Source organism: Paenibacillus sp. FW101-FHT12H11, assembly GCF_058790355.1.
Genome location: NZ_JBYTCO010000003.1, coordinates 204625 through 221369, shown reverse-complemented (window position 1 = coordinate 221369; position 16745 = coordinate 204625). Strand labels below are relative to the sequence as shown.

Sequence of the window (16745 nt, the reverse complement as noted above, 5' to 3'; positions counted from 1 at the left end):
TTGGGCAACTCGTCTATTGCAACTTAAATTTCAACAAATATTGTTGCAAATTAGCTGCCATTATGTTTAATTGTGAGGCGGATGTACATATTTCCCCCATCGCTGTCAGTTGCAAATCAGATGCATTGGCAACAGCTTGCGTATTATTGTTTGAATTTTTGGCGATAGCAGCCGTTGAGATAATTGTAGCAGTAATCTGTTGTGAAGAGGCTGCCATTTGTTCTGAAATTGCCGAGACCTCTTGAATCTCATTGTTAATGTGCTGAATGGCGTCCAGAATCGTACCGAACTTCTCGTTTGTCGTTTCTGCGACTGAAATGCCAATTGTCACGTCACGTGCTACCCTTTGGATCGACTCGACAGTTCCTTTCGTTTCCAGCTGAATTTCATGAATAAGCGATGTTATTTGGTTCGCTGAAGCACTGGATTGTGTGGATAATTTTTTCACTTCATTGGCGACCACTGCGAACCCTCTTCCGCCAGCTCCCGCCCGTGCTGCTTCAATCGAGGCATTCAATGCCAGCAAGTTAGTCTGTGTAGCGATATCCGAAATGAGCGAGACAATCTCGCCAATTTCTTCCGAACGCTGTCCGAGACGCTTGACACACGCTGCTGTAGTTGAGGTGGAGGATTGAATCATTTCCATCTGCGTAACGACCTGACGAATTGCCTCGCCGCCCTGTCCTGCTTGTTCTGAAGTCGTCGCCGACTTCTCAGAAACGACGGATGACGTTTCAGCTATACGGCCGATGCCTGTCGCTATCTCTTCCATTACCTTGACGGCTTCCTCAGCGCTGACGAGCTGATTAGCCGCACCTTCGGCAACCTCTTGCACGGCCGCCGTAACTTGCTTGGAGGATGTGGCAGTCTGATTGGCGCTCGATACCAGCTCATCCGATAAAGCTGCGACTTGCGACGAAGTTGCCAACGTTTGCTTAAAAGTAGACTGCAAATGAGCCACCATATCGTTCGCCGCTTTAGCTAGTTGTCCTAATTCATCCTTGCTTTTAACCAGCAGGGGCTGTAAATTAAGCTCCCCTTCGGATACTTGCACGATACGAGCTGTCACTTTGAGCAATATTCTAGAGATATGTATATGCAAGCCTGCAATTACAGAAGCAGCAATGAGCAAACTGATGATTAACAGCACAATAAGTCCCATTTCAGCAGATATGAAGGCTTCGATCGCCTCGTTTGTCGCTAAAACGGCCTCGCCATCGTTGTAAATTTTCATCTTGTCCAGAATCGCCTGAAGCGTTACATTCAGTTCTTCCGTTTGAATGATCAATTGGGCTGCCTTGGCGGCGTTGTTAGTACGGCTGCTTACCTCTAAAGTCTGACCATTGATCTCCTTATACTCGCTCCATTTATTTTTAAAATTATCCAAATTTTTCCGATCTTCTTCATCCATGACCTTTTTATCGTAACTTTCAAGCGTTTGGTCGATTTTACGATATATTTGTGCGATGCTGCTCTCCTGTCTTTCCTTACCAGTCTTCATCGTATCTTGCACATGCATGAGCGTCATCCGCATGACATGCTCGACCTCAAAATTCAGCTCATTGCTTAGTTCAACTCCTGGTAAAGACACCGCAGTTATCGAATCAAGCCGTTCTTTCATGACATTCATGCGATTCAATGAAAAGAGAGCCATAGCGACCATTAATATAAAGATGGTACCAATGCCAAACATAATTTTTTTCCGACCGTTATTTTCATCTCCATGCAGCCGCCTTCTATTCGTAAAAATGGCTTTAATTAAATACGATCCATATCCCGGTTTTATCGTCAGATACCTTAAACCGTGGATACCGCAGACAATCTTTATCAGATAATTCTGTATTCACAAGCCAATTCGCATACCCGCTCAATGTCATTTGGCTTACGCCTGATGTCAATTCCTGAATGACGTCAACTTGTTCACTACCACGTTCAGTATGTGGAAAAAGCCCGTCAGATACAAGCAGCAGCGACTTCAACTGGATTCGGTTGATTCTGCCGAATTCGATAAAATCAGCCATATGCGGTTCACCACTTAACACAGAATAGCCTGAGATCGTGTTCATCTTCGATTTATTCTGCATAATCGTCGGCTTGACCAACTCCCATAATTCCTCTCTCTTCACGACGCCGTTTGCGATCGCCTGCTCCCATATCTGTTTGGATTGATGATCGATATGCGCCACCTGATCCCGCGAAACCGCGCGAAACGTTCCGTCTTCGTATCCCGCAATAATCATGCAGTCGCCAACTTGGGCAAAATCGACATAATGATCCTCGATACGGATAAGCGCAAGCGAGCTCGTCCAAAGAGCTGCTTTATCCGACATATCAATACCAGCCTCCTCCATTTTCTCACGCAAACGGATATTGGATTGAATGACTAATTGTTTAAGATTCAGGTCTGCGATGTCCTCAGATCGCAATGATTCCAAGTACTGCTTAATCACCTGAGAGGCCAAGTAGCCTCCAGTTTCATTATGGGGTCCTCTATAGGGGAGAAGCGAGGTAGCACCATCCAATACACCAAATAGATGTAACTGCTCATTACCGACAAGGGCATCCTCGTTCCACTCGCCGCTGCCGGGAATGGATATAGTTTCAATTTGCATGTTTATTGCCTCCTTATTCGTTCGTCTGTAAGCAAGTTTTCTAATGAATGAGTTCAGCTTCTGTATTATTTGCCTGAAAGCGCAGCAGAGCGCTAGATTCCTGCTCCAATTGTTCCAACTTGGATTGCGTTTGGACCCATCGTGCATAATCCTCTTTTGATGGTTTCTTCTCTACGAATAGGCGAACTGCATCAAGTATTAGCTTCTGAACTGGCGTCCAAGTTTCTTCCAGTTGAAGTTTTTGCCAAACATCGATTTGGGAAGGAATGACACCAACGTTGCGCCACAAAGCCTCTTGCGTCTTTGAATCCAGCATGTATGCCATAAAACTGTTAGCCGCCTTTACTTTATCTTCCGTCGATTTCAAAACAACCAAACTGTCAATGGACGGTACAACGCCTTGTTGGTCAGCACCTGGAAGCGATTGTGCGTTATACTGAAACTTACCTCCAATATACCGTTCTATAATCGAGATTTGTTCTGATGAGCTAATAAATAAGCCGATTTTGCCATTAATAAAGTCGCTAGGCGCTCTTCGATGCGTAAGAGGCTTCATAATCTTTAAGCTGTGCACCCACGCGCTCCACATTGACTCTGCTGAGTCAAATTTTCCGAATTCGTTGGATTCTGAATTACCCGCTTTGACATTCAAGCCCTCCAAGTACCAAGGCACTTCCATGTCAATGCCTATGCCCCAGTGCCCATAGACATCGTTATCGCCCCTGTTCGTTTCGATAGCTGCCTTAACCACTTCATCCCAGTTGCGGAATGTGCCATTATGCACATTCCGCAATAATTCCTCACGATAATAGATCAAGGGTATACCGCCACCGAAGGGCACCGCCCAGTACTGCTTTTCATAATGAAAAGGCTCCGTAAATGATGGCTGTAACTTCTTCCATTGTGGGAAGGTCACCTCGTCAACAGGTAGCACCGCTTTAGTATCTACAAGTTGTGCAATGCCATAGAAACTTTTGATTTCGGCAAGCTGTGGAGCATCGTTTGCCGATATAGCAGCCATAAGCTCGGTAAATAATTGATCGCTTGAGCGGAAGTACCGTACATTTAAGTCAATATCAGGATTAATCTGATGAAATTCATTCAATGCACTCTCAAGCCCTTGACTATATACCCAAACTGATAGTGTGGTTCCACGAGTTGATTCCCCACTCGGACCGACCGTTTTATTGTGTTGAAAGATCATTACGACACTCATAATAATGATCATTTGTAATGCAATACTCCATAGGATCCAATTATTCCGTTTCATGATTCCCCCGAAAAACTCGTCATCAATAATTGTTATTATTGTAGCATGACGCTTCTTTGAAATCATGGTGAAGCCATGCGCTCTCTAACCCGTGTACAAAACTACAATTGCAGTCCCTTCTTGCTCAACTTGTTAGCAATTAATAAAGAAAGCAACGTTGTGATTGACAGAATGGAAGCCAGTGCAGCACCAGTACCGTAATTTGACGTAAATACTTCGCTATAAATCGTCACCGTGATTGTTGCCGTCGCCCCGTAATAGAGCACGATTGTCGAACTTAACTCATTGATGGTCGTCACCCAACTCAGAATAGCACCGGATAAAATACCAGGGGCCATTAAACGTCCAGTTGTTTTAAAAAATGTTTTCATCGGCGGTACGCCGAGACTTATCGAAGCTTCTTCAACGCTACGGTCCAATTGGTACAAAATCGCAGTACTTGAGCGAATCGTATAAGGCAGTTTCCGCACCACATAAGCAATAACCAGAATAACCCATGTTCCCGTCAGAACAACGGGTGGTTTATTGAAAGCGATAATCATACTGATACCGAGAACCGTGCCAGGCATTACATAAGGAATCATGATAAGACCATCCAACATCGCTGAAAGCTTTGATTTACGGCGAACTAACACATAAGCAACCAGCATTCCCAACACAACCATTATTACAATGGATACCAAGGAAAAGGTGTACGTATTCATAATGGCTTTCGGTACGCGGAATAGAATCTCTTTATAGCTGTTTAAGCTAAAACCCGGATGAAAGACAGGTCCTTTTGTTTTGATAAAAGAAGTAACAATAACAGTCGCTTGCGGAATAATCGATACGATTGACACTAGCATAGCGAAGCCGGTCAGCAGCCATTGGGAGAGCGGCGTCAGCATTTCCACCTTCGGTGTCCGCATGCCGGTCATCGTATAATTCTTACGAGATACAAAGTAACGCTGCAAGAACAAAATACTGGTCGAACATAAAATTAGGATAACGCTCAGCGTGCTGGCCATTGCGGGATTCCCGCCCATTTCGCTAATGAATTGTTCATACGCCAAGATCGGCAGCACCTTAAATCCTTGACCGAGCAGCATTGGCGTTCCAAAATCTGCAAAAGAGGCCATGAACACCATCAACGCTCCTGCGGACAATGTTGGAAAGATAAGCGGTAAAGTCACTGTTCGTAATCTATGGAAACTGGAGCGCCCTAAGCTTTCTGCAGCTTCTTCCAGTGAGGTGTCAATCGTTTTGAGCGCACCCGATACATAAAGATAAATATGCGGATAAAACTGTAACGTGAATACGAATACAATACCTTTCCAGCCGTAAATAGATGAAAACGGAATCCCGATGTCATGGAAGAAACGCGTCAAAAAACCGTTGTTGCCCAGCATCAATATCCAGGAATACGCACCGATAAAAGGAGGCGAGAGCAACGACATGATGACAAGAATTTGAATGAGACCTTTGAATTTCACATTATAACGGGTGGTAACGTAGGCTAGCGGCACCCCGATCAATATCGAGAACACTGTTGTGAGCGCAGAGACCTGCAAACTGTTCCATAGCGCGCTGTAATAATACTTCAATTTAATAAAGTTGGCATAATTAACTAACGAAAATAAACCTTGATCGTCAAAAAAGCTGTTGAATAATAGAGAGAACAACGGATATACGATAAAGGCGAGTAAAAAAAGATACATAAACAGGGTTACCCAAGACCAAAAATCCCACTGTTTAAAGGAGAACCACCGGCTTTGTTTAACTGGTTGCACGGTAGATCGCCTCCTTGCCGCTTTCATCAAACATCGCTGCTTTTTCTAACTGCAAATTGACATAGACAATATCGTTCGCCTTACGCAAGCGATGAGGTCCTACCGCATGCTCCTGCACGTCAATGATCTCTCCGTCAGGCAGTTCAATTAAATAACTAACCTTCTCCCCAAGGAACGTCACTGTATCTACCTTCCCCCTGATCGCAAATTCTCCCCCAGGAGTGGTTTCCAGTTGGATACGTTCTGGACGCAGTGATAATAACATTTTGCCTTCGTAAGGCTTCAGAAGAGGCAAACGGAAGGAGGCCCCAAGCAGCTTGATTTCTGCATCTTTATGACCGCCCTTTCCTCCAAGGCATTCGGCCTGAATGAAATTCGATGTACCGATGAAGTTCGCAACAAATTGATTAGCCGGAAATGCATAAATATCTTCTGGTGGAGCGATTTGCTGAATTTTCCCCTCACTAAGAACGGCGATCCGATCGGATACAGCAAGCGCCTCTTCCTGATCGTGTGTGACGTAAATTGTTGTTATATTTAATTCTTTTTGTAATTTTCGGATATCAGAGCGCATTTTGATGCGCAGTTTGGCATCGAGGTTAGACAGCGGTTCGTCCATGAGAAGCAAGCCGGGTCGGATTACTATCGCGCGCGCCAGCGCTATCCGTTGCTGCTGACCGCCGCTCATATTGGAAGGAACACGATCCCGCAAGTGTTGAAGCTGAACCATTTCTAACGCTTCCATGACCCGTTGTTCCGTTTCTTTCTTGTTTACATTGCGCGCTTTCAAGCCGTAAGCAACATTTTCAAATACGGTCATATGGGGGAAAATCGCATAATTCTGAAAAACCATGCCAATGTTTCTTTCATGTGTCGGAATATCATTAATTTTGCGATCTCCGAAGTAAATATCGCCTTCCTCTTGACGATAAAAGCCTGCAATAGTCCTCAGCAGCGTTGTTTTTCCACATCCGCTTGGACCGAGTAGGGTGAAAAACTCCCCCTCCTCGATCGTAAAATGCGCATCGTTGACTGCCTTGGAGGTACCGAAATATTTGGTCACGTGGTCAAAGACAATTTTTTGCATGTTATTTCCCTCCGATGTTTAGAAAAAAGGTGCCCAAACCCTAGGAAAGGCACCTTATATTTTAGAAGCAATATGTTATTCCTGACCGGATACGATCTTGCCAAAACGCTTGATGTTCTCGTCTTTTTTACTAGCTGCCCAGTCAAAATCATAATCGACAAGCTTGATATCTTTCGCTGGCGCGATGCCTTGAACGACTTCCGCGTCTTTACGGACAGAGCGGCGTTTGAATTCTTTTTGAATGATCGTCTGAACATCTTTGCTTACGAGGAAATCAATAAACTGTTTGGCCGCTTCCATATTTTTTGCGCCTTTGATGATCGCAGCTCCATCCGGTACAGCCGATGTGCCTTCTGCCGGATAGATAATGCCGACTTTTGCACCGCCCTCCACATAACGGTATGCCGCTTCTTCTAGCGTGACACCAAGCGCGAATTCTTTATCGGCTACTCCTTTGTACACAAGACCAGATCCTGATAGAACTTTGCCATCGAGATTGTTTACAAATTTTTTCACAAAATCCCAACCCTGATCTTTACCATTCGCCGTTAGCATTGTAATTAATTGCGTATAGGATGATCCCGATTTGGCTGGATCCGCGTAAGCAATTTTGCCCTTCCATTTCGCATTGAGTAGATCCGTCCAACCTTTTGGCTCCTCTCCCGCTTTAACTAATTCTTTGTTGTACATGATGATCATTGGTAAAGCTGCAAATGGTGTCCACACATTGTTTTTGTCTAGATATTCCGGGGAAATATTATCATATTCTTTCGTTTTATATGGCTCAAAATATTTCTTATATGCTTCAAGAGAATCAGCACCACCTGCCCAAAACACATCGCCAAGCGGATTGTTTGCCTCGGCTTGTACCCGCTTCAGCAAATCACCCGTACCGCCGGAAATGAGTTGCACTTCAATACCTGTGCGATCCTGGAATTCCTTAATTATCGGATTGTTGAGCTCAGCCGCATTCGGAGAGTACAACGTGAGCTTACCGCCGGCTTTCGTAGAGGACGTACTGGACGCAGGCTGTGCCGAACCTTGAGCCGCTTGCGATTTGGTTGCTTCCTTTTCACCGCATCCGACCAACGAACCGACAAGCAATGTAGATAAGAGAACACTTGTAACCGTTTTTTTCATTTTTATTGACCCTCCAAATGATTTGTATTTTCAACCTTCTAGTACAACTATACGTTCGAATGAAAGCACTCTCAATGTGACAATTTTTCGTCTTTGTTGAAATTTTTGTCCAAAATAAAAACAGCTGTGCCATAATGCCACAGCTGTTTTTATTTTACGATACGACTATTGATCGAAAAAGCCTACCGATCATCTTTACCAAAACAGCTATCTTTACAAAGGGAGCGTTTCAATTCCGAGCCGCTTGCGAAATTCCGTCGGCGTCTCACCTGTGTACTTGCGAAAGATTTGACTGAAATACCGCGCATCTTGATAACCGATTTGCATGGATACTTCATAAATTTTAAGCCGTGGATTCGTGAGCAGTTCCTTGGCCTGACGGACTCGAATCTCAGTCACATATTCAAGAAAGCTGGTCCCAATCTGCTTTTTAAACAGTCGGCTGAAATAACTTTCGCTCATATGATAACGCTCCGCGATACTTTGCAGTGTGATATCCTCTGCATAGTGCCTTGCGATAAAGGCTACAATTTCCTCGAAACCGCTTTTCTTCTGAAGATCAGATTGATTCCCATATTGTCGATTCCATTCGAATAACGTTGCGTTCAACCGATTTAGCCACTTCTCAAGCGAATCGTCTACACGCTCTACTGAATTAAGAATAAAACCGTTATCTATGACGAAGCTTTGTAGTTCAGTGTCCCGGAGCAGCACAGAATTCAATGTCACGATGAATTCGAAAAAACTTCTTCTCACTTCTAGCCCATCCGGATGAAGGCGACTAATCTGCGAATACCACAGTCCGGTATGCTTTTCGATAGCTGCGGGTGTCCCCCATTTGACTAGCTCGATCAACTCCTGTAGCATGTTGTCATTCACAAGCACCGTTTGCTGCTGGCCTTCGATATCTTCAAACCAGATAAGCTGTTCGCCGCCTAGAAAAACGGTCTGGTACAAGGCGTGCATAGCTTGGACATATGCTTCGGCAATCGAATCGATCGTCGAGTAGACGCAACTGACTGTGAGAATGCATCGCTGCGGTATCGCGATCAACAATGCCATCAACTCTTTCAAAGCAGCGCTTAACTCGGCACGCTCGACTTTACGATTAGCTACGATTGCATACCTCGTTTCGTTCATTCTCACTAGACTAAACGTCGAAAGTTCGCCAACCAGCAACTTGATCTGTTCACGAAAATGACCACCCGACAACTCTTTGTTCATATTTCCATCCATTTGTATCAACACTATGCGATAGTCTGGGAATATAGGCTCATCCTCTGCGTCTTGAAAACCGCTGTGGAATTCCAAAAACCATTCTTTTTCTAATGGACCCGCATTATCCAGCATCCAATCATAGAGCACTTTCTCTTGAATAAGCGGTTGCTCCCATCCGAGTCTGAGATTAATTCGATCCTGCTGTAATTGCACACGGCGTTCCTCATCCAGCTTTGCCGTAATATCTCCGATGATCTTCATCAGTTCGTCCGAGTTAGTAGGCTTCAGTACAAAATCCGACGCTCCAAGTTTTACAGCCTTCTGTGCGTAAATAAAGTCATCAAAACCGGTCAAAAAAACAATTTTTACATATGGCCATAACTCTCTCACCTTCTCTGCCAATTGAATGCCGTCCATGGATGGCATCCGAATATCCGTCAATACAATGTCAGGTGAACTGTCTAAAATCCCTTTTAATCCGGCTTGACCATCATTTGCCTCGCCGATCACTCTGCAGTTCAACTCTTCCCATGGAATCGTCAGTTTTAATCCCTGCAAGACAAGCCATTCATCCTCCACGATAAATACTTTATACACGGTGTTCCTCCCCTGAGCGCATGATAGGTATTTCGATACGAATGGTTGTACCCTGCATGATCTTGCTCTCTATGTCAAACTGGTAATTCGAACCAAAATAGAGATGGAGCCTCATGAGCAAATTTTCTAAGCCGATGCCGGTGCTGAGCTCGCTATCCGATTCGAACTTGCCACTAATAATTCGCTCTACCAAATCGGCGGACATACCCACGCCGTTGTCGCGAATTTCAAAGCAAACACACGTTTCGCTTCGCCATCCCCGAATGAAAAGCTCACCTTTGCCCGGTTTCATTTCCAAGCCATGTGTAATCGCATTTTCTACGATCGGTTGAATAAGCAATTTGAGAGTGTAAAGCGATTCAATATCCTCATCTATTTGTAAATCTACTTCCAGTTTATCGCCGTGACGCATTTTTTGAATGACAAGATAATTGTTGATTTGATGCATGTCTTCCTTGATTCGAATGAAAGGCTGTCCTTTGCGGATACTGAAACGAAGCAGTTCTCCCAAAGAGACGACAGTTCGACTAATATCCGTCATTTTGTGAATGCGCGCCATCCAGTTGATCGAATCCAAAGCGTTATATAGAAAATGGGGGTTAAATTGGGCATGGATCGCCTTAATTTCAGCTTCCTTAAGCATGAGCTGCTTCTTGTAAACTTCGTCGATCAGCTGCTTGATTCGATGTACCATTTTGTTAAAGCTAAGGCCTAACTGACCGACCTCATCCCTGTATTTGGAAGTAAAAGCTACATCCATGTTGCCGTTTTCCACTTGGTACATGAGCGATTTGAGCTTTCGCAATGGGTTCGTAATTGTCACAGATAATACATACGCAAGCCAACAAGAGATAACGCCAAATAAAATCATAACGAATAATGTCAAGTTACGGATGCTGCTGCTCTCTTTAGTCAATTGAGAGACTGGAACGATACTGACCAATTTGAACCCTGTAATTTCGGATGTATCATAAATAACCATGACAGGTTCACTACTTTTAGTGGACGGCTCAAAATAGCCTTTGTTGCCAGCCAGGACCTGATCCAAATATGGCTCGTTTAGCCTAGTGCCCACAATAAGCTTTGATGGCGTGCTTGATATAACATAGCCGTTTCGATCCAACAGAAGCATTTGACCACCTGGCTGAAGGTGTGCCTTATTATATTTGTCAGCCAACGCGTTCTCCATTATGTCCACGATCATGTAACCAAGAGGTTTATTTGTCTCGATCTTTTTTAATAACCTGCCGCTGCTTAAAACAATGCCGAAATCTTCCGTCTTTTTCATACTGTAGTGTGTATCCCATACGATATTGCCTCCAGCTAGCCTCATCTTCCGGAACAAGCCCCAATTGATGTTATAATCGTCATATTGACTCGGTAGGAGATTGCCGGTAAAGTAACGGTCCCCATTCTCCCCTAGCAAGTAGATGGCAATATTCCAGTTTTTGAAACCAAGAAACGTGTCTAAAATGTCGTTTACCTTCTTTTCGTCCTGATATTTCTCAGCTAGCGCACGATTTGAATCTTTCGAAAGCACGTCTTGTATTTCCTTGTTACTGTAAATGTACATCGTCAACTGCTCAATGTCTTTCACAAAATAGTTTAAGCTATAATTAACTTGCAGCAAACTTTCGAGAATCGTTTGACACACTTGCTTCTGCACGACCTGCGACGATTTGTAGTAAGAGAACGTGCCTAGAATTGATAGGGGAATAATAGCCAGCGGAAGGAAAAGAATAATAAGCTTCTTCTGAAGACTTGTCCCGAGCAGGTAGTTTTCCAGGCGATTTCGTAAGGCGAACATGACTTCTCTCCTTCGGTGATATCATTAATGACAAGCCTACAGGACAAGCCTGCGAACTTCAACCCCTGTATAAGAGATCTTTTATCTTACTCCTATGTTCAAATCTAATGTTGATTTTTCACATAAGAAAACCGCCTTTTAAAAAGGCGGTTAATGGAGTTATCGTCCTCGCTAGCTAAAGACGTTATCCCAACACTATTTGTTTTAGTTCAATTAAGCTGTCTATAACGATATCAGCTTGAGACAACTCATTCTCTTGTGCAAAATCAAATTTACACCCTATTGCAATTAAATGATTATCTTTAGCTGCATTTATATCCGAAAGACGGTCTCCAACTACTGCTCCGTTGGTAATCGCATACTTTTCAATAATGATCTTGACTAGATCAGATTTATTTAAAGATTCAATTTGCTGAATACTAAATGTTTCAGTCACCCAATTATCTAATTGATAAAAATTCACAATCGCAGTTAGATATTCGGTTAAGCCATTACTCGCTATGTAAATTGTACAATTATTCTCTTTTAAATAACTCATAATCTCCTTTACATAAGGATATAAATCACCTTTTCCGATATTAATATTTTCAATTAGCTTTTTCAGGAAATAAGCATCGGTTCTTTCTCTTACTTCAATTGAGTGATTCGGCATCAAAGATTCCCATACTTTGGGCAAAGGTACCCCCATAATTTCACGGTATTTATCTATAGGTGTTTCCTTGTCCCATTCTTTTTGTGATCTTAAATGATTGAAGGTATCATCTAGTGATATTTCTAAAATCTTATCGGTTTGAAAAAGAGTTCCATCCATATCAAAAATAATTGATTTAATCATTGAGTTCCCACTCCATTTCTTATCTGTAAGACGCAATTCATATTCTATATATTACTGATATGAACTGCAATAAGGCAGGATCTTAAACATTTTTCTTAGAAGTTCAAATCTCCTTCCTCGGTGAGAGTGTCTCCTTAGCACACTCCCTAGTTAGTGCTATTAATTTATTCGATTTATCCCCCAAGCTCCATTACGAATTCCGCTCCCTTAATCTTCGGACTACAAGCGATATTAAAAATATCTCTTAGGGATAAATACATTAATTAATACACCTATTAACCAGCAAACTAGAGTATTTATTTGTTCTAGATTTCAGTTTTTTCAAAGATATGCACAAAACAGCTGAGGTTATTAGCATTTTACCTGTTGATACTATTAGCAAATAGATGTCCATAATTCAAAAACCGGAGCCCCCTAGAGTCTCGGTCTCAACCTAAACCACCTCATTCAACTTCCTATCCGAAAATATACAACCCACTTTGCCTGCTGTGCAATCGCCAGATCGTGCGTAATCAATGCAACCGTCCTACGCTTTCGGGAACATCCGAGACGACTTTGTCAATCTTCGTTGTAGAGCTAAGTCCAAGTTGTGGCCTGTCGGGAGCCTCGTGAATAAATGCTTAGCTAGTATTACTCAACAGAAAAATAGCTGCAACATCAAAGAGACCTAATAGCCCCCGACTTCAGAATAATTTTCAATATGATCAATTACCTTTCTACTCGTGCGAGCCACTTTCCCGTAGTGACAATATCTCCATCTGCCGTAATTTTCTCCGCCAATTGAAGGTTTCTACATTTAGATGAGGCGGTGGTTGTCGCAATAAATTATATTCAAATCATTAAAGAAGTCATTTACATAACGTTAATAATTGGACCTGTACGGCACGTTTAATCGTCACCTCGGGTTAACTGACTTGCTGCTTGATACCTGGTTGGAACCATTTATAATTTACGCCAACAAATTTTTATAAGCTAGCCACTCATTTGGTAGATTTGCAACTAACTTTAGTAGAGTCATTTGTGTGTATCATTAATATTTACATAAAATCAATAAATCTTAAACTTTTCTGTGCCATTTTCGCTCGTTTTGTCATTGCATATTAACTTTTTTTAAATATATGTTATTTTATATAACATATTAAATTATATTACTTGACGTAATACTAACACGGTGATAGAGTTTCCACTATATTCTCTAAAGGGAGTTGAAAAATATTGTTTAAGATCATGAACATTTTGAGGCTTAATAAAAGTCAGTCTGCTACAGACTTACCAGCCTCCCAAGCAATAAAACGTACCAGGAGTAATAAAGCCACTTTTGCAGCAGCACTTGCTCTATCCATCTCCATCGCAGGATTGGTTCCGTTCAACAGTGCATATGCGTTAACTAAACTGACATCGAAAAGCGGTACGGAATGGGAATTTCATGATTCCTTTGCGCCTAACCTCGATACAGGCAGTATTCGCAGAGCGAGTGCTACACCTCTACAGGGCTTCGGCGATATTTTCGTACAAGTGTCCACCACACCTGGACCTCGCATGAATGGCCAAATGATGCGGGGTTTTGGACTTACCTTTGACAACAATGACACTTTTGCCACTACCCAATCTGTTAATCTGGGCAATGTACTTATTACACGCGATATATACTTTGATAGCACAAACAATAGAACACGTTTCTTTGACACTTTTACCAATACGACCACTTCACCCGTCACGGTCAATGTATCTTTCGGTGGATCTCTCGGCTATGGTACAGGCCCATATTACGCCAATGTCAAAGCGACCTCCAGCGGAGACACCGCCATCGCTTCCAACGATTCATGGGTGTTGATAGCCAATGCGAGAGCAGCTGATCGTCCAATAGGTGTTGCTCTTGGTTCGCCTGCTCCATTTGGAGGCGCGCTGCAAGGCACCGGCAACCAGCAAAAGGATCCTTTCACTACTCCACTGGCCACTTCAGGCAATGATGCAAACTTCTACGGCTTTATCCATCGCCTGACGATTGAGCCTGGCCACACCAAGTCGCTTGCCAGATATGTGCTGGCTGGAGAAACAGGCGCAGCCGGACTCACACAAGCTGCCGATTCACTGGATCAGTTGGCGAAGAATCCTGATCTTACACACTTGACTCCTGCACAGGTATGTACAATAAGCAACTGGGACTTGTCCAACTTGACTGGTTATGATGCTGTTGCTTGCGCAGCCGTTACTCGCCTTGACATTCCGGCAGCTCCTGCCGTACCACCTACGGTGACAACCGCCACTTACGATGTGCTTAACAAAAGCATTTCGCAAATGCAGGATGCTATGGAGAAAGGCATCACTACCTCCGAAGACATCACAAGGGCTTATCTTGATCGCATTACAGCGTATGATTTTGGACAGTTGGGCTTCCATTCCTTCCTTCACGTCTCTGAAACAGCTATTCAACAGGCACAGGCAGCGGACCAAGCTCGCAAAGGGGGGAAGAGAGGCCAATTGCTTGGCATTCCGATTGCTATCAAGGATCTCTATGATACAAAGGATATGCCGACCACCGGCGGTACCAAAGCACTTGAGGGCTGGCAGCCTCAAGCAGACGCTTACCAGGTTCAGAAGTTGAGAGAAGCAGGAGCCGTGATTATCGGCAAAACCAATCTTTCAGAATTTGCCAACAGTGGCAGCTTCAGCGAAAGCGGCTGGATGCAAACCTGGAATGCGCTCTATCCGTCCAAAACCTCATTCGGTTCCAGCGGCGGCTCCGCAGTAGCCGTTGCGGCAAACTTTGCAGCAGCAGCCTTGGGTACACAAACTGGTGTTTCGTTGTACGCACCGTCTGTAGGTGCTAGTCTGACGGCCTTCCGCGGAACGGATGGTATGGCAAGCACGCGCGGTGTTATGCCGCTGACATGGGGACAGGACTATGCAGGCCCCATTGCCCGCACCGTCACCGACCTGACTTATTTGCTTAATGCAACTACAGGAACCGATCCACTGGATTTGGTGTTGACAAAGGAGGCAGATGCAAAAAGGCCAAGCGACTGGACGAAAGCACTCGATCGCAATGCCCTGCAAGGCAAGAGAATCGGCTATATTCCATCCTCATTCGTTTCCTCGTACGCCGATGACGGCACGGGTGAAGCCGTTTTGCAACATTTATCTGATCTGGAGGCGGCAGGAGCTACTCTGGTCGAAATGAGCACGCCTCCTGGCGGTGGATCAAGCCCATCGGGAAATGCCGGCGCTGAGGGCTGGGCGCGCTACATCGAGCTACAGAAGGATTTCCCATTCGCTAACGGCGACGAGTTGCTCGCCTCGCCTAAGGTGCTGCTGTACAATCAGCGCAACTTGCAAGTGCGCCCGCGAATGACAGAAAGTCAGGTACAGGCCTACCTCGATTACAGAAAGAACTACAAACAGATTATTGCAGGCTGGATGGATCAGTACGATGTAGACAGCGTCGTGTATGCAGGATTTATAAGCGATGTGTACAACAACGACAGTGCAGCTACTCAGCTAAGCTCGGACAGAGGTACCGGCGTACTGACATCTAATGTCGGACTGCCAACTGTTATCGTACCTGTAGGCACAAATCCAAATGGCTATTCAATTTCTATGCAGCTTGTAGGTAAAGCATGGGATGACGCCAACATTCTGGGTATGGGCTATGCACTAGAGCAGCAGACCATGGCTTCGCGTCATACAAGCTTTGCGCCTGCGCTGACCCAGAAAGACAATAACGTACCGTCAGACCCGGGCAATGAACATTCAGATTCAGGCAACGGACCGATAGATTCAGGTAATGGACCGACAGTTCCAGGCAACGGACCGACAAATCCAGGCAATGGGCCGTCCACGCCTGGTGACGGCACTATCGACAAGCCGTCACCAGAAGTAATCTCGTTTACCGACACGAAAGGACACTGGGCCGAGGATAGCATTGTTCTACTGATTAAGAAGGGATTGCTATCCGGTTACCCGGATGACAGCTTCCGTCCCGACCTCAGCATTACCCGCGCCGAGGCCGTGAAAGTGCTTTCGACTCAGCTTGGCCTAAAGCCGCAAACAAGCGACTTTACTGATGTACCTGCCTCGCACTGGGCTGCTGGTTACATCGGAGCCGCAGAGAAGTCAGACCTCATGAACGGATATGATGATGGCACATTCCGGCCGGATGACAGGCTTAACCGGGCAGAGATGGCCGCCCTGGTTGCCAGAGCTTTCAAACTAAGCGGCAGTACTGCTGTTTCATTCTCAGATGTTCCGTTGGATTCCTGGTCATACCCATATATCAATGCTCTGACAGCCAACAAAATCGTCACAGGATATGATGACGGTACATTCCGCCCTACTCAAGCGATAACCAGAGCCGAATTTGCCACGATGATAGCCAGAGTACTGCAACGCTAAACAAGAGAAACCGACGCT

At 44.4% G+C, this 16745-nt stretch carries 9 protein-coding genes and 1 pseudogene; 1 reads left to right on the top strand and 9 read right to left on the bottom strand.

The window, feature by feature from the left end; translation table 11 throughout:
* Nucleotides 1-13: 13 nt before the first annotated feature.
* From AC3WTJ_RS11190 to AC3WTJ_RS11150, 9 genes and pseudogenes are all read right to left on the bottom strand, one after another.
* Nucleotides 14-1693 (bottom strand): methyl-accepting chemotaxis protein, encoded by a 1680-nt coding sequence (locus AC3WTJ_RS11190; protein WP_492521783.1) that lies wholly within the window; start codon nucleotides 1691-1693, stop codon nucleotides 14-16.
* 61 nt (nucleotides 1694-1754) lie between these two features.
* Complete coding sequence (locus tag AC3WTJ_RS11185) at nucleotides 1755-2612, bottom strand: protein phosphatase 2C domain-containing protein (protein ID WP_492521782.1); 858 nt, start codon at nucleotides 2610-2612, stop codon at nucleotides 1755-1757.
* 40 nt (nucleotides 2613-2652) lie between these two features.
* Complete coding sequence (locus AC3WTJ_RS11180) at nucleotides 2653-3882, bottom strand: extracellular solute-binding protein (protein ID WP_492521781.1); 1230 nt, start codon at nucleotides 3880-3882, stop codon at nucleotides 2653-2655.
* Between the two features lie 101 nt (nucleotides 3883-3983).
* Nucleotides 3984-5651 (bottom strand): ABC transporter permease, encoded by a 1668-nt coding sequence (locus tag AC3WTJ_RS11175; RefSeq protein ID WP_492521780.1) that lies wholly within the window; start codon nucleotides 5649-5651, stop codon nucleotides 3984-3986.
* Nucleotides 5638-6738 carry an ABC transporter ATP-binding protein gene (locus tag AC3WTJ_RS11170; RefSeq protein ID WP_492521779.1) on the bottom strand — a complete coding sequence of 367 codons (1101 nt, stop codon included), beginning with the start codon at nucleotides 6736-6738 and terminating at the stop codon, nucleotides 5638-5640. The genes AC3WTJ_RS11175 and AC3WTJ_RS11170 overlap by 14 nt, the downstream gene beginning before the upstream one ends.
* Before the next feature lie 75 nt (nucleotides 6739-6813).
* Entirely contained in the window at nucleotides 6814-7878 is a 1065-nt protein-coding gene (locus AC3WTJ_RS11165; RefSeq protein WP_492521778.1) for an extracellular solute-binding protein, read from the bottom strand.
* 213 nt (nucleotides 7879-8091) lie between these two features.
* Nucleotides 8092-9693: a response regulator transcription factor gene (locus AC3WTJ_RS11160; RefSeq protein ID WP_492521777.1), complete on the bottom strand. Its 1602-nt coding sequence runs from the start codon at nucleotides 9691-9693 to the stop codon at nucleotides 8092-8094.
* Complete coding sequence (locus tag AC3WTJ_RS11155; protein WP_492521776.1) at nucleotides 9686-11500, bottom strand: sensor histidine kinase; 1815 nt, start codon at nucleotides 11498-11500, stop codon at nucleotides 9686-9688. Before AC3WTJ_RS11155 ends, AC3WTJ_RS11160 begins: the two co-directional genes overlap by 8 nt.
* A 184-nt stretch (nucleotides 11501-11684) precedes the next feature.
* Nucleotides 11685-12326, bottom strand: a pseudogene (locus AC3WTJ_RS11150) (HAD hydrolase-like protein); the annotation flags it as partial.
* Nucleotides 12327-13550: 1224 nt separating this feature from the next.
* Between AC3WTJ_RS11150 and AC3WTJ_RS11145 the strand changes: the two are divergent.
* Entirely contained in the window at nucleotides 13551-16727 is a 3177-nt protein-coding gene (locus AC3WTJ_RS11145) for an amidase family protein (protein WP_492521775.1), read from the top strand.
* Nucleotides 16728-16745: the final 18 nt, after the last annotated feature.

Bases quoted from the DNA above. Each gene is read 5' to 3' on its own strand.
- AC3WTJ_RS11180 (WP_492521781.1), bottom strand. From the start codon at position 3,882: ATGAAACGGAATAATTGGATCCTATGGAGTATTGCATTACAAATGATC.
- AC3WTJ_RS11170 (WP_492521779.1), bottom strand. From the start codon at position 6,738: ATGCAAAAAATTGTCTTTGACCACGTGACCAAATATTTCGGTACCTCC.
- AC3WTJ_RS11165 (WP_492521778.1), bottom strand. From the start codon at position 7,878: ATGAAAAAAACGGTTACAAGTGTTCTCTTATCTACATTGCTTGTCGGT.
- AC3WTJ_RS11185 (WP_492521782.1), bottom strand. From the start codon at position 2,612: ATGCAAATTGAAACTATATCCATTCCCGGCAGCGGCGAGTGGAACGAG.
- AC3WTJ_RS11155 (WP_492521776.1), bottom strand. From the start codon at position 11,500: ATGTTCGCCTTACGAAATCGCCTGGAAAACTACCTGCTCGGGACAAGT.
- AC3WTJ_RS11190 (WP_492521783.1), bottom strand. From the start codon at position 1,693: ATGTTTGGCATTGGTACCATCTTTATATTAATGGTCGCTATGGCTCTC.